The organism is Halosaccharopolyspora lacisalsi (assembly GCF_014137975.1).
Taxonomy (GTDB): Bacteria; Actinomycetota; Actinomycetes; order Mycobacteriales; family Pseudonocardiaceae; genus Halosaccharopolyspora; species Halosaccharopolyspora lacisalsi.
In genome coordinates, this window is record NZ_JACGWZ010000002.1 from 659,197 (window position 1) to 680,700 (window position 21,504).

Genomic DNA, 21,504 nt, shown 5'->3' on the forward strand with positions numbered 1-21,504 from the left:
GGCGCGGTGACGAACCGACCGCGCCCGCACCGCCCCGACTTTCGCAAGAGAGCGAGAACTTCCATGTTCGAACGATTACTCTCCGCTCTGCCGGGCGGGACCACCACGTTCCGACTTCCCGCGACAGCACGCCGCACGGCGGTGGCGATGTTGGCGACGGCGGTGGCGGCCCTGTGGCTGGTGCCCGCGGTCGCCACGGGACAGGAAAGGCGGGCACCGGCCCAGGTGTTGACCTGGACCGCGGGCAACAGCGTCACCGAGTACCTGTCCGCGCCGACCACCGCGACGGCGGGAACGGTGACGGTCGTCTTCGAGAACAGCGAGGCCACCGGAAACACCACGGGGATGAGCCACACCCTGACCTTCGACACCACGAGCTCGGGGTACAACCACGACGTCGACCTCAACATCGTCGCCAGTCCCTTCGACGACAACGGAGGGCGGCACGAGGCTCAGGTGACGCTCACCCCGGGGACGTACCGCTACTACTGCACGATTCCCGGCCACGGCCAGATGACCGGTGAGCTCGTGGTCACCGGCGATGGCGGTGGCGGCGGGGACACCACGGCCCCGCAGGTCTCGGCGGAGGTCACCGGCGACCAGAACGCCGACGGCGACTACACGGGCAACGCCTCGGTGGCACTCTCGGCCACCGACACCGGCACCGGCGTGGACACCACCGAGTACTCCCTCGACGACGGAAACTGGACCACCTACACAGAACCCGTCTCCGTCACCGCGCCAGGCACCCACACGATCACGTACCGAGCCACCGACCAGGCCGGAAACACCACACAACCGAAAACCACCACCTTCACCATCGCCGAGAAAACCCCCGAAGACACCACCCCACCCCAGGTCACAGCAAAAATCACCGGCGACCAGAACACCGACGGCGACTACACGGGCAACGCCTCGGTGGCACTCTCGGCCACCGACACCGGCACCGGCGTGGACACCACCGAGTACTCCCTCGACGACGGAAACTGGACCACCTACACAGAACCCGTCTCCGTCACCGCGCCAGGCACCCACACGATCACGTACCGAGCCACCGACCAGGCCGGAAACACCACACAACCGAAAACCACCACCTTCACCATCGCCGAGAAAACCCCCGAAGACACCACCCCACCCCAGGTCACAGCAAAAATCACCGGCGACCAGAACACCGACGGCGACTACACGGGCAACGCCTCGGTGGCACTCTCGGCCACCGACACCGGCACCGGCGTGGACACCACCGAGTACTCCCTCGACGACGGAAACTGGACCACCTACACAGAACCCGTCTCCGTCACCGCGCCAGGCACCCACACGATCACGTACCGAGCCACCGACCAGGCCGGAAACACCACACAACCGAAAACCACCACCTTCACCATCGCCGAGAAAACCCCCGAAGACACCACCCCACCCCAGGTCACAGCAAAAATCACCGGCGACCAGAACACCGACGGCGACTACACGGGCAACGCCTCGGTGGCACTCTCGGCCACCGACACCGGCACCGGCGTGGACACCACCGAGTACTCCCTCGACGACGGAAACTGGACCACCTACACAGAACCCGTCTCCGTCACCGCGCCAGGCACCCACACGATCACGTACCGAGCCACCGACCAGGCCGGAAACACCACACAACCGAAAACCACCACCTTCACCATCGCCGAGAAAACCCCCGAAGACACCACCCCACCCCAGGTCACAGCAAAAATCACCGGCGACCAGAACACCGACGGCGACTACACGGGCAACGCCTCGGTGGCACTCTCGGCCACCGACACCGGCACCGGCGTGGACACCACCGAGTACTCCCTCGACGACGGAAACTGGACCACCTACACAGAACCCGTCTCCGTCACCGCGCCAGGCACCCACACGATCACGTACCGAGCCACCGACCAGGCCGGAAACACCACACAACCGAAAACCACCACCTTCACCATCGCCGAGAAAACCCCCGAAGACACCACCCCACCCCAGGTCACAGCAAAAATCACCGGCGACCAGAACACCGACGGCGACTACACGGGCAACGCCTCGGTGGCACTCTCGGCCACCGACACCGGCACCGGCGTGGACACCACCGAGTACTCCCTCGACGACGGAAACTGGACCACCTACACAGAACCCGTCTCCGTCACCGCGCCAGGCACCCACACGATCACGTACCGAGCCACCGACCAGGCCGGAAACACCACACAACCGAAAACCACCACCTTCACCATCGCCGAGAAAACCCCCGAAGACACCACCCCACCCCAGGTCACAGCAAAAATCACCGGCGACCAGAACACCGACGGCGACTACACGGGCAACGCCTCGGTGGCACTCTCGGCCACCGACACCGGCACCGGCGTGGACACCACCGAGTACTCCCTCGACGACGGAAACTGGACCACCTACACAGAACCCGTCTCCGTCACCGCGCCAGGCACCCACACGATCACGTACCGAGCCACCGACCAGGCCGGAAACACCTCGGCCGTCGAGCGGATCGGTTTCGAGATCGCCGCGGACTCCTGCCCGGATTCCGACACCCGCGACACCGTCGTGATCGGTGACGAGGACACCGGCGTGGACAACAGCGAACTCGGCGACGGCTGCACGATCAGCGACCTGATCGCCGCAGCGAGCACCTACCCCAACCACGGTGCCTTCGTCAGCCACGTCGACGGGGTCACCGACGAGCTCAAGACGGACGGCGTCCTCACCGACGCGGAGAAGGGTCGCATCATGCGCGCCGCGGGGCGTTCCGACATCGGGAAATGATCATCGTCAACGATACGAACCGTCGTCGACACGTCACCCCGATGCGGAATCCGAGGGATATTCGCAAAGATCCCTTGCCGTTCGAACGGGAAATCGACGAGGCTGTTTTCGTTCCAACCGGAGGAGATCATCGATGACCAACACGGAATCCGTCCGGATCGGAGTCTGGTTCGTCGGCGCGCGCGGTTCGGTCGCCACCACGGCGATGATGGGCGCCGCGGCAGCTCGGGACGGGAACGCGACCACGGTCGGGTGCGTCACCGAGGGACCTGACTTCCAGGGAGCGGAGCTGCCCTCGCTCGGGAACCTGGTTTTCGGTGGCCACGATATCTGTGAGACCCCCCTTCCCAAGCGTGCCGAGCAACTCGCTCACGCGGGGGTCGCGCCCGCGCGGCTGCCCGAACTGGTCCGAGCCGACCTGGCCGCGGCCGACGCCGAGGTGCTGCCGGGCACTCCGGTGTTCGACGCGGACCGCAGCCAACGCGAGATCACCACACTGCTGGCCCGGGATCTGCGCTCTTTCCGCGAGCGCCACGAGTTGTCCCGGGTCGTGGTGGTCAACGTGTCCTCGACGGAACCGCGACCGTCCCCGCGCCCCGAGCACGAACGATTGGAGGAACTGGAGCGGGCGCTGGACGACTCCGAGCCGGGGCGGGAGATCCTCCCGCCCAGCTCGCTGTACGCCTACACGGCACTGCGGGCCGGTTGTCCCTACGTCGACTTCACGCCGTCGCTGGGAGCTCGTGTTCCCGCGCTCGACGAACTCGCCCGTCAACAGCGGGTGCCCTACGCGGGCAGCGACGGCAAGACCGGCGAGACGCTGGTGAAATCCGCGCTGTTGCCGATGTTCGCCGCTCGCCGGCTGCACGTGCTCTCGTGGTCGGGCACCAATCTGCTCGGCGGCGGTGACGGACACACCCTGTCCACCCCGGAGAACGTGACGAGCAAGACCTCGTCGAAGCAACGGGCGCTCGGTGAGTCGCTGGGCCATCCGGTCGACGGTGACGTCCACATCGACTACGTCGCCGAGCTCGGCGAGCACAAGACCGCCTGGGACCACGTCCTGTTCGAGGGGTTCCTCGGAGCCAGGATGTCCCTGCAGTTCACCTGGCAGGGCTGCGACTCCGCGCTGGCGGCCCCGCTGGTGCTCGACCTCGCGCGGCTGCTCGCCCGCGCTCACGAGACCGGTCACGCGGGCGCGCTGCCCGACCTCGCCTTCTTCTTCAAGGACCCGGTCGGTGTCGACGAGCACCGGCTCGAGGCGCAGTACGAGATGCTGCGCCGCTTCGCCGAATCGCTCGGGGAGGCGCGGTGATGGACCCGAAAGCGGTGATCCACCTGGTCCGGGCACCGGCGGCGCTGTCGGTACCGGGCGACGTCCTGGCCGGTGCCGCCTCCGCGCGGTCGCTCGGCAAAGCGACGCCGGCGCTGGTCGCGGCGTCCTGCTGCCTGTACTGGGCCGGCATGGCGCTCAACGACTACGCCGACCGCGAGGTCGACGCTCGCGAGCGACCACACCGCCCCATCCCGGCCGGGCGGGTCGACGCCCGTTTCGCACTGGCGCTGGCCGGAGGGCTCACCACGGTGGGGCTGGGCATCACCACGCTGGCTCAGGGGCGACGCGGCCTCGCGGTCGCCGCACCGCTGGCGGCCACGGTGTGGGGGTACGACCTGGTGCTGAAGAACACCCCTGCCGCACCCGCGACGATGGCGGCGGCCCGAGCCCTGGACGTGCTGCTGGGAGCGGGTCTCGGCAGGCTGCGCCAGGCCGCTCCGGCCGCCGTGGTGATGGGTGCCCACACGTTCACGGTCACCACGCTGAGCCGGCGCGAAGTGGCCGGCTCGGGCCGAGCACTGCCCGCCGGCGCGCTGGCCGCCACCGCCGGTGTGACGGGCGTGGTCGCCGGGGCGTCGAACTCCCGCCGCGACAACGGCGTCCCCTCCGGACTGGCTCCGCTGGCCGCGTACGCCGCCGGGGTCGGTCACGCCCAGCTCGCGGCCGTGCGCGATCCCGGCCCGCACCGCCTCCAACGAGCGGTCGGTGCCGGGATTCTCGGGATGATCCCGTTGCAGTCCGCTCTCTTGGCGGGGCGCGGCGCCCGCCGTACCGCCGCCTGCCTCATGGCGGCTCTCCCCCTGGCCCGACGGTTGTCCAGGAAGGTCTCCCCCACATGAGCACCACCGAGGTCGCGCGCCCACCGGGGCTGCGCTTCGGCTACGGCACCAACGGCTTCACCGACCACCGGCTCGACGAGGCGCTGTTCGTGCTGGCCGAGCAGGGGTACTCCGGAGTCGCGTTGACGCTGGACCACGCGCACCTCGACCCCTTCGCCACGGACGTCCGCACCCGCGTCGCCGAGCTGCGCCGCAACCTCGAACGACTCGGACTCGGCGTCGTCGTCGAGACCGGAGCCCGCTACCTGCTCGATCCCCGGCGCAAGCACCACCCCACGCTGCTGTCGGAGCCCGGACCACGTATCGACCTCCTCCAGCGGGCGGTGCGCATCGCCGCCGAGCTGAACGCCGAGGCGGTGTCCTTCTGGAGCGGAGCGAAACCACCGGAACTCGACGCCGAAACCGCGTGGTCCCGGCTGACCGAGGGATGCTCGGCCGTCCTGGACACCGCCGTCGAGCACGGCGTCCCGCTCGGCTTCGAACCGGAGCCGGGCATGTTCGTCGAGACCCTGGACGGTTTCGACGAACTGGCACGCAGGCTCGGCCGCCCCGCCCCGTTGGGTCTGACCCTCGACATCGGCCACTGCCGCTGCCTCGAACCGGCCTCCGTGCCCGACTGCGTGCGCCGCGCGGGCTCCCGCCTCGTCAACGTCCAGATCGACGACATGCGCCGCGGGCTGCACGAGCACCTGGAGTTCGGCGAGGGGGAGATCGACTTTCCGCCCGTGCTCGCCGCGCTGCGGGAAATCGGTTACTCCGGACTCGTCGCGGTGGAGCTCCCCCGCCACAGCCACGCCGCTCCGACCGTCGCACAGCGCTCGATCCACTTCCTGCACCGCGCGGAGGTTCCGGCATGACGACGAATCCGGCCATCCTGCACCTCCTGCTCACCTCCCGGTTGTCCGTGACGGCCATGAACTGGCTGACCACCGCGCTGGACCGGATCGCCGCGGACCACACGACCATCCGCGCCCTGTTTCCGACGGTCGGGCGGCACTGCGGCCGGGAAGGACTGCTCGGCGCTCCGGACGCGCACGAAACCAGCGAGCTGCACCGGTGGAGTGTCGACGACGCCGCGCGCACGCTGATGCTGGCAGCGCTACCGCTGTCCCGCGCCGAACTCGGCACCGAAGTGGCGGCGCTGTACCGCTACGGCGACGCCGCGGAGAAGCGCGGAGTGCTGCGCGGGCTGGGATCGCTCGACAGCACCGAGGAGCTCGACGAGAGAGCCCTGCCACTGGTGCACGACGGGCTGCGCACCAACGACACCCGGATCATCACCGCGGCCATGGCCGCGTACGGCGCCCGACGACTGGACCAGGCGGCCTACCGGCAGGGCGTGCTCAAGTGCGTCTTCCTCGGCATCCCCCTGTCCGACATCGACGGGCTCGACGCGCGCGGCGACGCCGAACTCGTCCGGATGCTGACCGACTACGCCCGTGAACGCCGGGCGGCCGGACGTGACGTTCCCGCCGACGTGTGGCGGGTCGTCGACCCGAACGAGCTCTCCAGGGAGACATGATGCGCATCTTCGATCCGCACATCCACATGACGTCACGCACGACCGACGACTACGCGGCGATGCACGCGGCGGGCGTCCGGGCGCTGGTGGAACCGTCGTTCTGGGTCGGCCAACCCCGCACCAGCCCGGAGACCTTCGTCGACTACTTCGACGGGCTCGTGGGCTGGGAACCGTTCCGGGCCGACCAGTTCGGCATCCGCCACCACTGCACCATCGGACTCAACCCCAAGGAGGCCAACGACCCGCGTTGCCGCGAGGTGCTCGACATCCTGCCGCGCTACCTGGCCAAGGACGGCGTCGTGGCCGTCGGCGAACTCGGCTACGACGCGATGACCGACGCCGAGGAGGAGGTCTTCACCGCCCAGCTCGACCTGGCCCGCGAGCACGAGCTGCCCGTGCTGGTGCACACCCCGCACCGGGACAAGGTCGCGGGCACCCGCCGCAGCCTCGACGTCGTGGCCGCTTCGGGGATCCCGCCCCACCACGTCGTGATCGACCACCTCAACGAGGTCACCGTGGACCTGGTCGCCGACTCCGGCTGTTGGATGGGTTTCTCCCTCTACCCCGACACCAAGATGGACGAGGACCGGATGGTGACGTTGCTGCGGGAGTACGGCACGGAACGGATGCTGATCAACTCCGCCGCGGACTGGGGCAAGAGCGATCCGCTGAAGACCGCCCGGGCCGGGGCGGCGATGCTCGCGGCGGGGTTCGACCACAACGACGTCGACACCGTGCTCTGGCGCAACCCGGTGGCTTTCTACGAACGAAGCGGCAAGCTGGTCCTCGACGCGACCGACACCGTCGAACAGGGCGCGACCTTCGCGGGCAACTCCGTGCTGCGCGGCGCACGGCCGGGGAGCTGACCCCATGAGGTTCCGCCATCCCGACGGTTCGACCGTCCACCTCGCCTACTGCACCAACGTGCACCCCGCCGAGGACCTCGACGGCATCCGCGCCCAACTCGACGATTACGCGGTGCCGATCCGGGAACGCCTCGGCGCCGGGCGGCTCGGCCTCGGACTGTGGTTGGCCCGCGAGGTCGCCACCGCCCTGCTCCACGACGAGCGCGCGCTGAAACGGCTCCGCGCCGAACTCGACGCTCGGGGACTGGAGGTGGTCACCCTCAACGGGTTCCCCTACCGGGGTTTTCAGCAGCCGGTCGTCAAGCACGCCGTCTACCGTCCCGACTGGACCGAAGCCGCCCGGCTGGAGTACACGCTCGACCTCGCGCGGCTGCTGACCCGGCTGCTGCCCGAGGACGTCGACCAGGGCAGCGTCTCCACGCTCCCGTTGGGATGGCGACGGCCGTGGCCCCCGGAACGGCAGCACGCGGCCCGTGCCCGGCTCGACGAACTCGCCCGGGGTCTGGCCACGATCACCGCCGAACGGGGACGCGCGGTGCGGGTGGGGATCGAGCCTGAGCCGGGCTGCGTCGTCGAAACGACCGAGCAGGCCGCCACGCACCTGGCCGATGTGGGCACCGAGCACCTCGGACTCTGCCTGGACGCCTGCCACCTGGCGGTCGGCTTCGAGGACCCGCGACAGGCGTGGGAACGACTGCGGGCGGCCGGCCTACCGGTGGTCAAGACGCAGGCTTCCTGCGCGCTGGAGGTCCCCGACCCACGAGATCCCGCGGCCCTGGCCACGCTGAACTCCTTCGTCGAGCCGCGCTTTCTGCACCAGACCCGAGAGCGCACGGCAGGGCGGCCCCGCGGGGTCGACGACCTCGACGAGGCGCTGTCGGCGCATCGACCACTACCCGGCCACGGTCCCTGGCGCGTGCACTTCCACGTGCCGCTGCACGCCGATCCGCCCGCGCCGCTGACCACCACCCGTCCGGTGCTGGCCGCCTCCCTGGAGACGTTGTTGGGCGGGAGCACCGCGCGCACCCGACACGTGGAAGTGGAGACCTACACCTGGCAGGTGCTGCCCGAACACCAGCGGCCGACCGGCGGACCGGTGGCCGGCATCGCCGCCGAACTCGACTGGACCCGGCGTCACCTGCTCGCGCTCGGACTCACGGAGGAACACCCATGAACGCAGCCCCTCCGGCACGCACCCCGGTGCTGTTGCTCGACGTGGTCGGCCTGACCCCGCGACTGTTGCGACACATGCCCCACCTGCGGCGGGTCGCCGAAACGGGGTTCCGGGCCGAGCTCGACACGGTGTTTCCCGCCGTGACCTGTTCGGTGCAGTCCAGTCTGCTCACCGGTCTCCAGCCCGGTCAGCACGGCATCGTCGGCAACGGGTGGTACTTCCGCGACCTCGGCGAGGTCCACCTGTGGCGCCAGCACAACCGGCTCGTGCAGGGCGAGAAGGTCTGGGAGGCCGCCCGCGACATCGCCCCCGAGTACCGGACCACCAACGTGTGCTGGTGGTACGCGATGGGGATGAGCACCGAAGAGACCGTCACTCCCCGGCCGATCTACCACGCCGACGGGCGCAAGTCACCGGACTGCTACACCCACCCGCCCGAGCTCCGCGACGAGCTCACCGCCGAGTTCGGGACGTTCCCGCTGTTCCACTACTGGGGACCGACCGCCTCGATCACCTCGTCGCGCTGGATCACCCGGGCCACCGGCCACCTGCTCAGCACTCGCCGCTCCGACCTGACCATGGCCTACATCCCCCACCTCGACTACGACCTGCAGCGCCACGGCCCGAACAGCCAGCAGGCCGCCACCGCCGCCCGCGAGGTCGACGCCACGCTGGCTCCCCTGCTCGACCAGGCCCGCGCCGACGGCGTCACCGTGCTCGCCGTCTCCGAGTACGGCATCACCCCGGCCAACCGCCCGGTCGACATCAACCGCGCCTTGCGCCAGGAGGGGCTGTTGCACGTCCACACCCAGGCCGGTATGGAGTACCTCGATCCGTGGACCTCACGAGCCTTCGCCGTGGCCGACCACCAGGCCGCCCACGTCTACGTTCGCGATCCGTCCGACCGTCCCCGCGTGCGCGACCTCGTCGCGGCACTGCCCGGTGTCGACGAAGTCCTCGACGACGAGGGCAAGGCTCGCCACGGCATCGACCACGAGCGCGCCGGCGAACTCGTCGCCATCGCCGAACCCGACGCCTGGTTCACCTACTACTACTGGCTCGACGACGACCGGGCCCCCGACTTCGCCACCCACGTGGAGATCCACCGCAAACCCGGCTACGACCCCGCCGAACTGTTCATGGACCCGGGCGACCGCACCGCCAAGCTGCGAGCCGCCACCGCCCTGGCCCGCAAGAAGCTGGGGTTCCGCTACCGCATGAACGTCATCGGGCTCGATCCCTCGGACGTGCGCGGCAGCCACGGACGCCTGCCCGACACCCCCGACGACGGCCCCGTCCTGCTGTGCTCCGACCCCGACCACGGGCGGGACCGCTACCACGCCACCGAGGTCAAGGACCTGTTGCTGCGACTGTCCGGAGTCCGCCGAACCACTCCCACGGCCACCTGAACCGCAGAGACCCTGAACCACAGGAGACACCGCCATGACACGACCCGTCACGCTGTTCACCGGGCAATGGGCCGACCTCCCCTTCGAGGAGGTCGCCCGGATGGCCTCCGAATGGGGATACGACGGCCTGGAGATCGCCTGCTGGGGCGATCACTTCGAGGTCGACAAGGCACTCGCCGACGACGACTACGTCCGGCGCAAGCGCGAGGTGCTGGACAAGCACGACCTCGGCGCGTGGGTGCTGTCCAACCACCTGCTCGGCCAGGCCACCTGCGACTACCCCATCGACGAGCGGCACCGGGCGATCCTGCCCGCGCGGGTATGGGGGGACGGCGACCCGGAAGGCGTCCGCCGCCGAGCAGCCGAGGAGATGAAGGACACCGCCCGGGCCGCGGCGAAGTTCGGGGTGAACACCGTCGTCGGCTTCACCGGCTCCCCCATCTGGTACACCGTGGCGATGTTCCCGCCCACCCCCGACGCCATGATCCAGCGCGGGTACCGCGAGTTCGCCGACCGGTGGAACCCCGTCCTCGACGTGTTCGAGGAGCACGGGGTGCGGTTCGCCCTCGAAGTGCACCCCACCGAGATCGCCTACGACTACTGGACGACGGTGCGCACGCTCGAGGCGCTCGAGCACCGCGAGTCCTTCGGACTCAACTTCGATCCCTCGCACTACGTGTGGCAGGGCTTCGACCCTGTGACCTTCCTGTGGGACTTCCGGGACCGGATCCTGCACGTCGACTGCAAGGAGGCCCGGCTGCGGACGGGCGACGGCCGCAGCGGAATACTCGGATCGCACCTGCCGTGGGGCGACCCGCGACGGGGCTGGGACTTCGTCTCCACCGGGCACGGACACGTGCCCTGGGAGGACTGCTTCCGCACCCTCAACGCGATCGGCTACGACGGGCCCGTCTCGATCGAGTGGGAGGACGCCGGCATGGACCGGCTGGACGGTGCCCCCGAGGCCCTGGAGTTCGTCCGCAGGTTCAACTTCTCCCCGCCGACGGCGGCATTCGACTCCGCCTTCGGCAGCGGCGGCTGACCCGGTAACCCCCTCCGGGCGATGGACTGCTCCGGGGCGGAGATCGGGACGCACGCACTGCTGGAGAGCCCCTACCTGCGAGGGGGTCGGACTCGTGGTGGGTCGCTGCACCGGGTGGCCAGCCAGACGAGCAGGACCTGCCACAGCACGAAACCACCGAGTACGCCCAGCCAGGCCGCCGGTCCCGCCCGGGACAGCGCCCCCGACGGCAGCAGCGCCACGGAATAGATCAGCAGGATGCCGAGCAGCCAGACGCCCAGTGCGCTTCGCACGTAGCGGGGGACGGTACTGGGCCGGACGGTGATCCCCAGCTCACGCAGATCGACCGGCGGATGCTCGCGCACCATCCGCCGCCGCGAGCGGTACACCTCGGCGTGCGGATAGCGGGCGCCCAACAGCTGTCGGCTACGGGCGCACTCCCGGGGCCGGAATCGTGCGCCGAAGGGCAACGCCACGGCCTCGACCCTGGCACGGGCGGCGCGGAAACCGTCGTCACCGAGAATGCTGCGGCCCTGAGCGGAGATCACGGCGGTGACCTCGCCGAATCCCGAGGATGCCGTGGCTCGGCTGGGGTGGTACCACCCGTACAGGCCACAGCCGCACTGCGGATCCGGGGCGGCGTGGTCACCACCGTCGGCGCAGATCGCGTGCTCGCCGTCGCCGCTCCACGGCCCGCAGGAGGAGTACACGGTGGGCAGCAGACTCCCGTCCAGGTCGACGAACCGGAAACGCCGGTACCCGCGAAGCTCGCGGGGCACCAGCGCGGGTGACCCGTCGAAGCCGAACGGACCGGTCATGACGACGCTGTCGCCGGTGCCCGCGTCGGCGGATCCCCGGCTACCGGTGCGGGAGCCGGCCGGGTCTGCTCGGGTTCGGGGGCAGGCTCACGGGCCACGGGCTCGAAGTCCACCTCGCAGCGTTCGACACCGATGTCACACATGGTCGTCTCCTCTCCTGGGAGCGGGCGACCACATCACCGGCGGTCCCGGCTTCGGCCGCGAGCCTCGTGGCCCATGGTGCTCGCCGAAACCGCCCGTCGCATCCCCGACGAAAGGCGCCTCAGCTGGTGTAAACCCCCCAGGGAGTGGCGTGGTACCCCTTCGCTCCCACCGCACGCGCGAGCGGACTGCGCGGGTCCTCGTCGGCCTTGAGGCGGTCGAGGACGTGGCGGAAGTCGTAACGGGGTCGCCATCCCAGCTCCGAGCGGGCGCGGGCGTTGGTGTAGACGCGGTCGATGCCGGGGAACATCTCCCAACCGCGCCGCCGGTACTCCGCTTCCTGGTCCGGAAAGAGCCGCCGCACCACGGCCGGAGCGTCCTCGCGGAGTTCGTCCAGGTCGTCGCGGGTGAACGGGGTGGTGGCGCTGAGGACGTGGCGAGCGAAACCGAGTTCGGGCGCCCGCGTCAGCGCGAGCCGGTGCGCGTCGACCACGTCCTGGATGTCGACCCGGCGGTGCAGGTACTCGTTGGCCTTGACGTTGGCGTCGGCGTAGGCGGTGCGGACGTCCTCGCGATCGTCGGGTTCGGGAAAGAACCGAGCCACGCGCAGGACCACCACGGGCATCCCCCGGTCGCGGGAGACGAGCTCGCACAGGTCCTCGGCGGAGGTCTTCGTGGCACCGTAGACATTGCGGACCGCCGCCGGGACCTCCTCGTCGATCCAGGCGGCCGGCTCCCCCGGCGGCGGCGTGAGCGCACGCCCGAAAGCACTGGTGGTGCTGGTGAACACGAACCCGTCGACCTCGGCCCTGGCGGCTTCCTCCAACAGGGTCAGGGTGCCGGTGACGTTGACGTCCACGAAGTCCTGCCGGCCGTGCGACTCGACGTGCGGCTTGTGCAGCGTCGCGGCGTGCAGCACACCGCTCACGCCCTCCACGCACCGGCGGACGGTGTCGCGGTCGGCCACCGATCCGATCACGGTGGTCATGGGCGAGTCGAGCACGTCGAGCCCCACCACCTCGTGGCCCTCGTCCCGCAGCGCCAGGGCCAGTGCCTCCCCGAGATGTCCCGCACTGCCGGTCACCAAGATTTTCGCGCTCATGCGCGCCACCCTAGAGGCACCGATACCGACTTCGAGAGGGTCGATCCGGACAACATCCGTGAGCCCCCAGAATTCGGCGATACAGCCACAGCACGTGGGTAAGCTCCGATGCCATGGCACCCATCGCAGTCGAGATCGACGGGGCCGCTCCCGCTCCGGAGCAGGTCCACGCGGCACTGGCCCGCAATGACGGCCACTTCACCTCGATGCAGGTTCACGACGGCACGGTCCGTGGGTTCGAACTGCACTTGCGGCGTCTTACGCACTCCTCGCACGAACTGTTCGGCCATCAGGTCGATCCGGAACGCGTACGAGCGCTGCTACGGCACGCATTGCGCACCGCTCCCTCCGAGGTGTCGGTCCGCATCAACGTCTTCCCGACGCAGGGTGACGACAACGAGGCAGCCGAACCGGACGTGATGGTCGCGGTCAGTCCTCCGGTTTCCGGAGTGGCGGCGCCGCCGTGGCAGGTGCGCACCACCGCCTACGAACGCGAGCTCGCCCACATCAAGCACGTGGGATTCTTCGGTGTCCTGCACCAACGACGACTGGCGCACGCGGCGGGATACGACGATCCGCTCTTCGTCGACCGCCACGGCCGCGTCAGCGAGGGCGCGATCTGGAACGTGTGCTTCTGGGACGGCGAGGAGTTCGTGTTCCCGGAAGCAGCCGTGCTGCCCGGAATCACGATGCAAATCCTGGTCGACGAGCTCGCACGGGACGGAGTACCCGTCACCACCCGTTCGGTCGCCGTCGACGACCTCGTCGGTTTCCGAGCGGCGTTGGCCACGTACTCGTCCTGTCCCGCCCAGCCGATCAGCCGGATCGACGAGGTGGAACTGCCCGATCATCAGCAGAGCTCGGAACTGCTCACCGCGACCTGGCACCGCACCGCCCCCGAACGGATCTGACCGAGCCGAACGGACCCCGTCCTTTCTGGGCGCGCGATGACATTGATCGTGGCAGGGTGGGTCGCAAGGCGGCGGCCGAGACTCGGAGGAGCGATGCGGGAACCGAGGAAGTGGCAGGTCCGCCTGGCACGCGCGGGGCTGCGGGGCCTGCTGGCGCTGCCGACCCCCGTCAAGCGGGCCATCGCGGGCAAGCCCGTCCGCGTCGACGGACAGGAACTGAACCTCGACACGCAGGTGATCCTGCGGTTCACTCCCCAGCAGCAGGGCACACCTCCGAACTTCGACGCCGCCACGGCTCGGGCCGCCCAGCGGGTGGTCGACCTGCTCGTGCTCGGTCCGGAAGTGACGGGGGCCAGTCGCGAGGACTCCTCGCTCCCGCACCCCCACGGGCACCGCCTCGCGACACGCCTGTACGTCCCGGACGGCAGCCCCACCCCCTCGCCACTGCTGGTCTTCTACCACGGTGGCGGCTTCGTCACCGGCGGACTCGACTCGCACGACGATCTCTGCGCCCTGCTGGCCACGCGGGCCGGGGTCCGGGTCCTGGCGGTCGACTACCGGCTGGCACCGGAACACCCCTTCCCCGCCGCCGTCGAGGACTGCCTGGCCACCTACCGTCACGTGCTCGACAACGCCGCCGACTTCGGCACGACTCCCGAGTCCGTCGCCGTCGGCGGGGACAGCGCGGGAGGCAGCCTGGCGTTGACCGTGACCCACGAGAACAGCGGCTCCGAGGTGACCAGGCCCGCCTTCCTGCTGGCCTTCTTCCCGTTGATCGGTCCTGCGCAGGACACCCGCTCCCGACGCCTGTTCGGCGAGGGGTTCTTCCTCACCAACGACATCATGACCACGTTCGCCAACTGGTACCTTCCCACCGAGACCGAGTGGAACGACCCACGGCTCAGCCTGGGACAGGACGCCGACCTGTCCGACATGCCGCCGACCTACTTCAGTACCGCCGGGTTCGACCCGCTGCGCGACGAGGGCGAGCAGTTCGCCTACCGCCTCGCCGCCGCCGGCGTCCCGGTCTCCCTGCACAGGCAGTCCGACCTTCCCCACGGCTTCGCCACCACGCTCGGTATCGGAACACGTCCGCGCGAGGCCGTCGCCGAAGCGGCCGGCGCCCTGCGCAGCGCCTTCACCCTGCTCGAAGCACGCTGACCACTCGATGCCGGTGCGCGAATCCGGCCCCCCGCTCGCGCAGGACAGTACAGTGCTCCCATGGACCTGACGGATCCGGAGTCACAGCATCCTGTCGACGAGTACACGCCAACGATCTCCGCGGAGCAGGCCGAGCGTGTCCGACAGTGGCACGAGAACGCCCACGCCGCCGCGAAAGCAGGGGGGTCCTCGAATCGGACCGTGTCCTATCTGGGCACCACCCTGGTGGTACCGCCCGAGGTTCAGCCGATCAACCCCGTCTCCCACCTGCTCGGGAAGGCGGTGCTGGCCGAGGTCGACGAGACCGACCGCGTGCTCGACATGGGTACCGGAAGCGGAGTCAACGCCATCCTGGCCGCCTCGGTGGCACGGGAGGTCGTGGCCGTCGACGTCAACCCCCGCGCCGTCGAAGCCGCCGGGGAGAACGTCGAACGCAACGGTGTCTCGAACCGGGTGACGGTACGGCACAGTGACGTCTTCAGTGCGGTCACCGGCGGTTTCGACCTGATCGTCCTCGATCCGCCGTTTCGCTGGTTCGCACCGCGCGATCTGCTCGAAGTCGCCACCGCGGACGAGAACTACCGGGCGCTGACCACGTTCTTCCGAAACGCCAGGAGATATCTGACCGATCAGGGCAGAATGCTGATCTTCTTCGGTACTTCCGGCGACCTGGGGTACCTGACGCGGTTGTTCGAGCAGGAGAGCTTCGACTCCGAGGTCGTGGCGCACGAAGCTCTGGACAAGGACGGCTGGCGCGTCGACTACTACACCTACCTGCTGACCCCGTAGTTGCCCGGCGATGTCGCCGACTCCGCGTGGCACGGGGCCGTCGGCGAATTCGGCCACGAGGGACACACGACTCGCCCGCTGGTTCTCCTCGTCCGGGTTCCTCCACGAGATGGCCGTGTCCCTCGAGAACGGGAACCCCGTTCGACATCCGGCAGCCGTCCGGGGACGGCGACGGAGATCTGCGCCGGGACATCGGTGAGCATTGAGGATCATTCGAGTTCCGATCCGACCCGATCCTGCCCCACACTCGGCGCGGCGGTGCAAGTCGAAATTACGCGAAATGAGGGAAATGAATCCCTCCGGGTGAGTATTCGAGATCGACGCCGTTTCGCTGCGCCGCGGTACGTGCGAAACGATCTACGATGACCTCGTCATCGCCGCACCGGCACCGAACTCGCACCTCAGGGGTCCCGTATGATCAATTCGCAACTCGACCACCTCCGGGAAAAGGCCCGTGAAATGGCCGCGCGGGAGCGTGCTTTCTGGAAGCGAATCGCTCCCCTCGACGTCTCCGAGGACCACGCCCGCCGTTGTCTCGACCACACACTGCACGAGGTGGCGCTCGGTGTGGAGACGTACCTGGATCCTTACGCCGTCGTGGCCGACAAGCTCGCCGCCGATCCGAGCTGGCACCCGTTGTGAATCACCGCGACCGGTGGGAGAACCCGCTTTTCACATCCGGCCTCACCCCGTCTGCCGGCGCTGTTCCGGTGGTGTGGAGCGCTGCTGGGTCGTGCTGTAGGCGTACTGCAGGAAGTCCGATCCCGCGACGACGGTGTAGGTGATCACGGCCGCACGGGTCGGCCCGGGAAAGAACGTGTACCCCGCGAACAGCCCGGAGGCCACCCACGGCGCGAGACAGAACGGGCAGGAGACCAGCTCCCCCAGACTGTGCTCCATGCCCGAGACCCGGACTTCCTCGTGCAGTTCCGAGGGGCCCGACACGCCTTCGAAGCGGGTGAACGGCACTCGCAGCGGGCTGGTGACCGGATCCTTGGCCAGCGCCCTGCTGATCTTGTGCGTGGCGATCGTCAGCAGCGTCAACTCGCCGGGGCCGAGTCGGGGCGGCGTTCTTCCCGTGACTCGCGCGGCCCCCGTGAACCCCACCGCACCGGCGAAGTAGGCCAGCAGCACGAGCGAGTACCCGGCGACCGGGCGGTGCGCCTGCCCGCTGTACTCCGCTCGCTGCCTCGACCACCACGCACGGAGGGAGTGCGCGGGCCGCCGCATCGAATTCACCATGCGCTCCTTCTCCACGAGACATCGAGTCGCAGTGGGGATATACCCGGGTCATCACGATCAGTAAACGCCGCGGCGCGGTAGTTCCGAGCGGGAAATCCCGAAGACGACATCTGAGTTTCACCGGCCCGTACTGGGTACGCCTGGAGGTAGTCAACCGAGCAGCCCACCGGGAGGTTTTCGTGTCCGAGCCGGCGCAACAGCAGAATATGATCAACATGCTCATCGCCGACCACCGCGAGGTGGAAGAAGCGTTCCAGCAGTTCGAGACCGGACAGCTCGACGCGAACCAACGCCGCGATCTCGCCGACCACATCATCACCGAACTGGTTCGGCATTCCGTGGCCGAGGAGCAGTACCTCTACCCGGCCGCCCGCGAGAGCCTGGACAACGGTGACGAGATCGCCGACCACGAGATCTCCGAGCACGCCGAGGCAGAACGCACGATGAAGCAGCTCGAAAGCCTCGACGCCGAGGGACAGCAGTTCGACGAGACGATGCGGACGCTGATCGCCTCGATCCGCCATCACGTCACCGACGAGGAGGACGACCTCTTCCCCAAGCTGCGGGAAGCCTGCACCGCCGACCGTCTCGAAGAGCTCGGTGGCAAGATCCGGGAGGCCAAGGAGACCGCGCCGACCCGGCCGCACCCCGCCGCCCCCGACCGGCCGCCGGCGAACAAGATCCTCGCTCCCGGTGCCGGACTCGTGGACAAGATGCGCGACACGCTCAGTGGACGCCAACACTGAGGGGAGTTCTTCGGAAGGGTTTTGTGCCCGGGGCGTGTGGCGAAGCGGCCAAGGCGGTTACCTCCTTGGCCGGTACAGCCGAGCCGGCGTCCCGGGCCGGAACGACCGCGGCGCGGCCCCACCGGGAACAGCGGCACCGCGGCACACGCAGGAGGTGACATCGTGAGCGAGCCTCACACCACGAACGGTCGTACCGCGGCACAACGCGGCACGGCCGAACTCATCCGTGATCTCGGAACCGAACTGGCCGAGCTGTTGCGCACCGAAGTGCGGCTGGCCCGCCTGGAACTGCTGCACAAGGGCAAGGAGGCGGGCAAGGGGGCCGCGCTGTTCGGCGTCGCCGGGGTGATCGCCCTGCTCGGTGCGATGAGTCTGCTCGCGGGCGTCGTGCTGGTGCTCGCGCTGGTGGTGCCGACGTGGGTTTCGGCGTTCATCGTGGGAGGCGGGTTCTTCCTGGTGGCCGGGGCGGTCGCGGCTTTCGGCGGAGTCCAGCTGAAGCGGTCCGGACCGCTGGTGCCGGAGGACGCGACCGACGGTGCCAGGACGGACCTGCGACTCGTGAAGGAGGCGGCGAAGAAATGACACGCCGGTCCGAGCCCCGCGAGGACCACCTGGCCCATGCCCAGAGCGAGGAGGAGCGCTTGCACGTCCAGCGCGACCTGGCCCGGGCCGAACTCGGCGAGACCCTCGGCGCGCTGGCCTCCAAGGCGAACGTCACCGCGAACTCCCGGAACTTCGTGCACACCTGCCTCGCTCGAACCCAGGATCTCGGTGCCGCCGCGGGCGAGTACGCACGCCGTGGCTACGAGCACTGGAGCCGGACGAAGCAGCCTTCACCGGCCGTTCTCACCGCCGGGGCCGTGGCCCTCGCCGCGGCACTGACGATCGCGAAGTACCGATCCCGCGTTCGCGGCCGCTGACCCCCGGCGCAGCACGAATCAGCAGGCCCACGCAGCAGCGACGAGGTGTGTAAACATCGCAGGCTCACGGATCCCCGCCCCCCGATTGATCGCTCTCGCCACCGTCGGAATGCTCGTCCTGGCCGGTTGTTCGGCGTCCGGGCAACCGCCCGAATCCACGGCGCGTGTAGCGGTTCTGAAGACCCGGCTACCCGTGCACGACCCCGTCTGGTCCGACAACGATCGGACACTGCTCGCCCTGACGCGAGGAACCGGTCAGATCGCGAGAATCCGTCCGGTCGGAACGGACACGGCGGAGCCGCTCACGGCGCGGACCACGGTCTCCGAACCGCTGGCCGACGTCGGCGAGAACCTCGCCACCAGCCCCACCGGCCACAACGTCGTGTTCCTGCCCCAACCCGAGCGCGACCGGGTCGCCGTGATCGACACCGACAGCCTGCGCCGGGTCGACACCCTTCGTGTCGGCCCGGCGCCCTCGTTCGTCGCCAAGGACTCCGGGTCGAGGGCGCTGCTGGCCCTGTCCGAGGACGGCTCGACGGTGACCGGAGGGGACCTGCGCGATTCGGGGAGCGTGACCTCGCAGCGGGTGGGTGCGAGCCCGGAGGCGGAGCTGGACAGTCCCAAACGAGGACGGCTCGTCGACTACCACGTGGCGGGTCCCGGGGGCATCCTGCACTACAAGGGTGCTCCGCGCTCCGTACGTCGGGAGGGCGAAAGCACCATCAGAGCCGAGAAGACCGCGAGTGACCGGATCAAGGCCTCACGCCTTTACGTCGCGGAGAAGGGCACCGATCGACTGCTGGCCGTGGACACCAAGCGCACCCACGAGGGTATGGAGGTCGTGGCGCGGACCAGGTTGGGGGAACCCGTGCACCACCTCGGGGTCGACGAGACGCGGATCTACGCGGCGACCGAGAGCAGGATCGTCGTGCTCGAAACGAACAGTTACGAGGGCTACGCGAACGACGAGTTCACCCTCGTCGACACCATCGACTACCGGGCCGCGCTGTCCGGAGAGGAGCTCGGGAAGGCACCGTTGTCCGGACTGGCCGTGGGCCCCGAAAGAGTGTACATGACGCTACGGGGTCAACCCGCCGTCGTCAGCGTGGCCAAACCGAACATCTGAGCAGCGGGACGACGCGGAAAGCATTCCGCGGAAGGGGCGCGGTGTGACCGAACGGGCGGAAAGCGACCGTGTCATCGGCACGGCCACCGACCTGGACCTGCTGGCTGCTCATCTCGAAGCGCTGCACGAGCTCGCGACCGATCCGGACCGGACGCGGGACGAGGGCCGGGTCTACGACTTCAGCATCCGGTGGGGAACGCTGCTGGCGGGCAGGCTGGAACGCTTGGAGCACTACTACCTCCGGGACGAGCTGCCGCCCGAGGACCGGAACCGATACGAGCAGCTGCGCACGAAACTGCGGGAGAGCGTGCCGCAGCTGGAGCGCCTGAACCTGCCACACCCGACCGTGGCACTCGGCGATACCGGCTCGGGGACTGTCGCTCGAACGGTGTCTCCGGACCGACGCCCCGGACGTCGATCCGACGTGTCGGGCACCGGCAGTGAGGAACTCTGATGCTGCGAGCGCGCAGGAGCGGACCGAGGCGTCGGCAGCTGTCGCCGGAGCGGGCCGCTGCGGCGGCGCTGGTACCCCGGCAGCAGGGCCTGGAGCTGACGGGCCCGGAGGACTCTTGAAGCCGTTCACCAAGAACGTGCTGCAGACGGCGTCGCACGAGGAGAGGCCCGAACACCTCGGCCACGAACCGAACCGGACTGGTGCCGAGCGGGAACCGACGAACACCCGCGATGGCACACGCACGAAGACCGCGCTTTCGGATGCGGCCGGGCAGGTCGTCAACCGGTCGGTGGTCTTCCACGATCAGGGCGCCGTTCTCGCTGCCTGACGACGAGGAGCTTCACCACCTCCGGTGATGCCCGTGTACCGGCACGACAGAACGGGGGCCGCCGGGGAACGCCCATTTCTCGCTCCGGGCGACGAGCGACTGCCGGATTCACGCATCGATCCCTGCTTCCGCACGGGAACTGCCGAGGACCACGCGAACTTCAAGTTCCGGCGGATGACCAGCGGTTGCAACGACGACCGGGTGCAGGCGGGCCTGTGACACCGCTGGTCAGGCACTCGAAGGTCTTCTCAGAGGCCCTGGCCCGGTGACAACGATCCCGCGAATCCAGCGGCCGACGCCGGTGAAACGTCAGTTCAGGTGTGCGTGAATCAGTGGCCAGCTGTCTCGTGGGCATCGTGGAGGCGGGCCGGTCGGTGGAAGGTGAAGCGGGCTTTGCCGATCCAGATTTCGTCGCCGTCGACGAGTTCGGTCTGCTGTGTCAGCGGGTGTCGGTTGAGGTAGGTTCCGTTGAGTGCGCCGATGTCGACGAGGGTGTGGTCCCGGTCGGTGTGGTGGAGTTCGGCGTGATGTCGGGAGATGGTGACGTCGTCCAGGACGATGTCGCAGTCGCGGGCCCGGCCGATCGTGGTGCGGTTGTTGGCCAGGGTGATGCCGGTGCCCGTTCGGTCTCCACGGGTGGGAACCAGCTCTGCCCGGGTGGTGTTTGGCAGGGCACGCGGTGCGGGGGCAGCCACCGTCTCGCTCTCCTGAGTCAGAGGCGTCGGTGGCTGGTGCGCTTCCTGCACCGGCCCGGTCACGTCGATTCCGGTGTCGTTCATGGTCGTCCTCGGCTTTCGCTCCGTTGACGGTGGACGGTGAGTCGG

At 69.0% G+C, this 21,504-nt stretch carries 23 protein-coding genes and 1 pseudogene; 20 read left to right on the forward strand and 4 right to left on the reverse strand.

Features of this window, described 5'->3' with window-relative positions:
* Positions 1 to 63 precede the first annotated feature (63 nt).
* From FHX42_RS10890 to FHX42_RS10930, 9 genes are all read left to right on the forward strand, one after another.
* Positions 64 to 2,775: an OmpL47-type beta-barrel domain-containing protein gene (locus tag FHX42_RS10890; protein ID WP_182544089.1), complete on the forward strand. Its 2,712-nt coding sequence runs from the start codon at positions 64 to 66 to the stop codon at positions 2,773 to 2,775.
* Positions 2,776 to 2,908: 133 nt separating this feature from the next.
* On the forward strand, positions 2,909 to 4,090 hold the full coding sequence (locus tag FHX42_RS10895) for an inositol-3-phosphate synthase (RefSeq protein WP_182544090.1): 1,182 nt from the start codon (positions 2,909 to 2,911) through the stop codon (positions 4,088 to 4,090).
* Positions 4,090 to 4,950: an SCO3242 family prenyltransferase gene (locus FHX42_RS10900; protein WP_182544267.1), complete on the forward strand. Its 861-nt coding sequence runs from the start codon at positions 4,090 to 4,092 to the stop codon at positions 4,948 to 4,950. The genes FHX42_RS10895 and FHX42_RS10900 overlap by 1 nt, the downstream gene beginning before the upstream one ends.
* Positions 4,947 to 5,807 (forward strand): sugar phosphate isomerase/epimerase family protein, encoded by an 861-nt coding sequence (locus FHX42_RS27365; RefSeq protein WP_182544091.1) that lies wholly within the window; start codon positions 4,947 to 4,949, stop codon positions 5,805 to 5,807. The genes FHX42_RS10900 and FHX42_RS27365 overlap by 4 nt, the downstream gene beginning before the upstream one ends.
* Positions 5,804 to 6,472 (forward strand): EboA domain-containing protein, encoded by a 669-nt coding sequence (locus tag FHX42_RS27370; RefSeq protein ID WP_328796038.1) that lies wholly within the window; start codon positions 5,804 to 5,806, stop codon positions 6,470 to 6,472. The genes FHX42_RS27365 and FHX42_RS27370 overlap by 4 nt, the downstream gene beginning before the upstream one ends.
* Positions 6,472 to 7,338 carry a TatD family hydrolase gene (locus FHX42_RS10915; RefSeq protein ID WP_182544269.1) on the forward strand — a complete coding sequence of 289 codons (867 nt, stop codon included), beginning with the start codon at positions 6,472 to 6,474 and terminating at the stop codon, positions 7,336 to 7,338. Before FHX42_RS27370 ends, FHX42_RS10915 begins: the two co-directional genes overlap by 1 nt.
* A gap of 4 nt (positions 7,339 to 7,342) precedes the next feature.
* The gene (gene eboE / locus FHX42_RS10920) at positions 7,343 to 8,512 is read left to right on the forward strand and encodes a metabolite traffic protein EboE (protein ID WP_182544092.1); all 1,170 of its coding nucleotides are present in this window, start codon (positions 7,343 to 7,345) and stop codon (positions 8,510 to 8,512) included.
* Positions 8,509 to 9,921, forward strand: coding sequence for an alkaline phosphatase family protein (locus FHX42_RS10925; protein WP_182544093.1), 1,413 nt, complete (start codon positions 8,509 to 8,511; stop codon positions 9,919 to 9,921). The genes eboE and FHX42_RS10925 overlap by 4 nt, the downstream gene beginning before the upstream one ends.
* 34 nt (positions 9,922 to 9,955) lie before the next feature.
* Positions 9,956 to 10,963, forward strand: coding sequence for a sugar phosphate isomerase/epimerase family protein (locus FHX42_RS10930; protein ID WP_182544094.1), 1,008 nt, complete (start codon positions 9,956 to 9,958; stop codon positions 10,961 to 10,963).
* A gap of 71 nt (positions 10,964 to 11,034) precedes the next feature.
* On the opposite strand, the gene FHX42_RS10935 is transcribed toward FHX42_RS10930, so the two are convergent.
* Both FHX42_RS10935 and FHX42_RS10940 read right to left on the reverse strand, forming a co-directional pair.
* Positions 11,035 to 11,760 (reverse strand): hypothetical protein, encoded by a 726-nt coding sequence (locus tag FHX42_RS10935; RefSeq protein ID WP_182544095.1) that lies wholly within the window; start codon positions 11,758 to 11,760, stop codon positions 11,035 to 11,037.
* A 262-nt stretch (positions 11,761 to 12,022) separates the two neighbouring features.
* Complete coding sequence (locus tag FHX42_RS10940; RefSeq protein ID WP_182544096.1) at positions 12,023 to 13,003, reverse strand: NAD-dependent epimerase/dehydratase family protein; 981 nt, start codon at positions 13,001 to 13,003, stop codon at positions 12,023 to 12,025.
* 113 nt (positions 13,004 to 13,116) lie between these two features.
* Between FHX42_RS10940 and FHX42_RS10945 the strand changes: the two genes are divergently transcribed.
* From FHX42_RS10945 to FHX42_RS10960, 4 genes are all read left to right on the forward strand, one after another.
* Positions 13,117 to 13,914: an aminotransferase class IV gene (locus FHX42_RS10945; protein WP_182544097.1), complete on the forward strand. Its 798-nt coding sequence runs from the start codon at positions 13,117 to 13,119 to the stop codon at positions 13,912 to 13,914.
* Between the two features lie 93 nt (positions 13,915 to 14,007).
* Positions 14,008 to 15,075, forward strand: a complete 1,068-nt coding sequence (locus tag FHX42_RS10950; RefSeq protein WP_182544098.1) for an alpha/beta hydrolase — start codon at positions 14,008 to 14,010, stop codon at positions 15,073 to 15,075.
* 60 nt (positions 15,076 to 15,135) lie between these two features.
* On the forward strand, positions 15,136 to 15,864 hold the full coding sequence (locus FHX42_RS10955; RefSeq protein WP_182544099.1) for a methyltransferase: 729 nt from the start codon (positions 15,136 to 15,138) through the stop codon (positions 15,862 to 15,864).
* A 414-nt stretch (positions 15,865 to 16,278) separates the two neighbouring features.
* Positions 16,279 to 16,506 carry a hypothetical protein gene (locus FHX42_RS10960; protein ID WP_182544100.1) on the forward strand — a complete coding sequence of 76 codons (228 nt, stop codon included), beginning with the start codon at positions 16,279 to 16,281 and terminating at the stop codon, positions 16,504 to 16,506.
* Between the two features lie 42 nt (positions 16,507 to 16,548).
* On the opposite strand, the gene FHX42_RS10965 is transcribed toward FHX42_RS10960, so the two are convergent.
* Positions 16,549 to 17,106 carry a DUF1360 domain-containing protein gene (locus tag FHX42_RS10965; RefSeq protein ID WP_182544101.1) on the reverse strand — a complete coding sequence of 186 codons (558 nt, stop codon included), beginning with the start codon at positions 17,104 to 17,106 and terminating at the stop codon, positions 16,549 to 16,551.
* A gap of 206 nt (positions 17,107 to 17,312) precedes the next feature.
* On the opposite strand from FHX42_RS10965, the gene FHX42_RS10970 reads away from it, so the two are divergent.
* From FHX42_RS10970 to FHX42_RS11000, 7 genes and pseudogenes are all read left to right on the forward strand, one after another.
* Positions 17,313 to 17,852: a hemerythrin domain-containing protein gene (locus tag FHX42_RS10970; RefSeq protein WP_182544270.1), complete on the forward strand. Its 540-nt coding sequence runs from the start codon at positions 17,313 to 17,315 to the stop codon at positions 17,850 to 17,852.
* A gap of 162 nt (positions 17,853 to 18,014) precedes the next feature.
* The gene (locus FHX42_RS27060) at positions 18,015 to 18,434 is read left to right on the forward strand and encodes a phage holin family protein (RefSeq protein ID WP_182544102.1); all 420 of its coding nucleotides are present in this window, start codon (positions 18,015 to 18,017) and stop codon (positions 18,432 to 18,434) included.
* The gene (locus FHX42_RS10980; RefSeq protein ID WP_182544103.1) at positions 18,431 to 18,772 is read left to right on the forward strand and encodes a hypothetical protein; all 342 of its coding nucleotides are present in this window, start codon (positions 18,431 to 18,433) and stop codon (positions 18,770 to 18,772) included. The genes FHX42_RS27060 and FHX42_RS10980 overlap by 4 nt, the downstream gene beginning before the upstream one ends.
* A 193-nt stretch (positions 18,773 to 18,965) precedes the next feature.
* On the forward strand, positions 18,966 to 19,898 hold the full coding sequence (locus tag FHX42_RS10985) for a YncE family protein (protein WP_182544104.1): 933 nt from the start codon (positions 18,966 to 18,968) through the stop codon (positions 19,896 to 19,898).
* A gap of 43 nt (positions 19,899 to 19,941) precedes the next feature.
* Positions 19,942 to 20,352, forward strand: coding sequence for a hypothetical protein (locus FHX42_RS10990; RefSeq protein WP_182544105.1), 411 nt, complete (start codon positions 19,942 to 19,944; stop codon positions 20,350 to 20,352).
* Positions 20,352 to 20,629 (forward strand): annotated as a pseudogene (locus tag FHX42_RS27975) (IS256 family transposase); the annotation flags it as partial. The gene FHX42_RS10990 and the pseudogene FHX42_RS27975, both read left to right, overlap by 1 nt.
* Positions 20,630 to 20,704: 75 nt before the next feature.
* A complete protein-coding gene (locus tag FHX42_RS11000; RefSeq protein WP_182544107.1) occupies positions 20,705 to 20,899 on the forward strand; it encodes a hypothetical protein in 195 nt (64 codons plus the stop codon).
* A 110-nt stretch (positions 20,900 to 21,009) separates the two neighbouring features.
* Here the strand turns inward: FHX42_RS11000 and FHX42_RS11005 are convergent, their stop codons facing one another.
* Positions 21,010 to 21,459 carry an FHA domain-containing protein gene (locus tag FHX42_RS11005; protein WP_182544108.1) on the reverse strand — a complete coding sequence of 150 codons (450 nt, stop codon included), beginning with the start codon at positions 21,457 to 21,459 and terminating at the stop codon, positions 21,010 to 21,012.
* Between the last annotated feature and the right edge of the window lie 45 nt (positions 21,460 to 21,504).

Excerpts from the sequence above, each read along its gene's own strand:
- FHX42_RS10890 (WP_182544089.1), top strand. The coding sequence starts at position 64 with ATGTTCGAACGATTACTCTCCGCTCTGCCGGGCGGGACCACCACGTTC.
- FHX42_RS10895 (WP_182544090.1), top strand. The coding sequence starts at position 2,909 with ATGACCAACACGGAATCCGTCCGGATCGGAGTCTGGTTCGTCGGCGCG.
- FHX42_RS10900 (WP_182544267.1), top strand. The coding sequence starts at position 4,090 with ATGGACCCGAAAGCGGTGATCCACCTGGTCCGGGCACCGGCGGCGCTG.
- FHX42_RS27365 (WP_182544091.1), top strand. The coding sequence starts at position 4,947 with ATGAGCACCACCGAGGTCGCGCGCCCACCGGGGCTGCGCTTCGGCTAC.
- FHX42_RS27370 (WP_328796038.1), top strand. The coding sequence starts at position 5,804 with ATGACGACGAATCCGGCCATCCTGCACCTCCTGCTCACCTCCCGGTTG.
- FHX42_RS10915 (WP_182544269.1), top strand. The coding sequence starts at position 6,472 with ATGCGCATCTTCGATCCGCACATCCACATGACGTCACGCACGACCGAC.
- eboE (WP_182544092.1), top strand. The coding sequence starts at position 7,343 with ATGAGGTTCCGCCATCCCGACGGTTCGACCGTCCACCTCGCCTACTGC.
- FHX42_RS10925 (WP_182544093.1), top strand. The coding sequence starts at position 8,509 with ATGAACGCAGCCCCTCCGGCACGCACCCCGGTGCTGTTGCTCGACGTG.
- FHX42_RS10930 (WP_182544094.1), top strand. The coding sequence starts at position 9,956 with ATGACACGACCCGTCACGCTGTTCACCGGGCAATGGGCCGACCTCCCC.
- FHX42_RS10935 (WP_182544095.1), bottom strand. The coding sequence starts at position 11,760 with ATGACCGGTCCGTTCGGCTTCGACGGGTCACCCGCGCTGGTGCCCCGC.
- FHX42_RS10940 (WP_182544096.1), bottom strand. The coding sequence starts at position 13,003 with ATGAGCGCGAAAATCTTGGTGACCGGCAGTGCGGGACATCTCGGGGAG.
- FHX42_RS10945 (WP_182544097.1), top strand. The coding sequence starts at position 13,117 with ATGGCACCCATCGCAGTCGAGATCGACGGGGCCGCTCCCGCTCCGGAG.
- FHX42_RS10950 (WP_182544098.1), top strand. The coding sequence starts at position 14,008 with ATGCGGGAACCGAGGAAGTGGCAGGTCCGCCTGGCACGCGCGGGGCTG.
- FHX42_RS10955 (WP_182544099.1), top strand. The coding sequence starts at position 15,136 with ATGGACCTGACGGATCCGGAGTCACAGCATCCTGTCGACGAGTACACG.
- FHX42_RS10960 (WP_182544100.1), top strand. The coding sequence starts at position 16,279 with ATGATCAATTCGCAACTCGACCACCTCCGGGAAAAGGCCCGTGAAATG.
- FHX42_RS10965 (WP_182544101.1), bottom strand. The coding sequence starts at position 17,106 with ATGGTGAATTCGATGCGGCGGCCCGCGCACTCCCTCCGTGCGTGGTGG.
- FHX42_RS10970 (WP_182544270.1), top strand. The coding sequence starts at position 17,313 with ATGATCAACATGCTCATCGCCGACCACCGCGAGGTGGAAGAAGCGTTC.
- FHX42_RS10980 (WP_182544103.1), top strand. The coding sequence starts at position 18,431 with ATGACACGCCGGTCCGAGCCCCGCGAGGACCACCTGGCCCATGCCCAG.
- FHX42_RS11005 (WP_182544108.1), bottom strand. The coding sequence starts at position 21,459 with ATGAACGACACCGGAATCGACGTGACCGGGCCGGTGCAGGAAGCGCAC.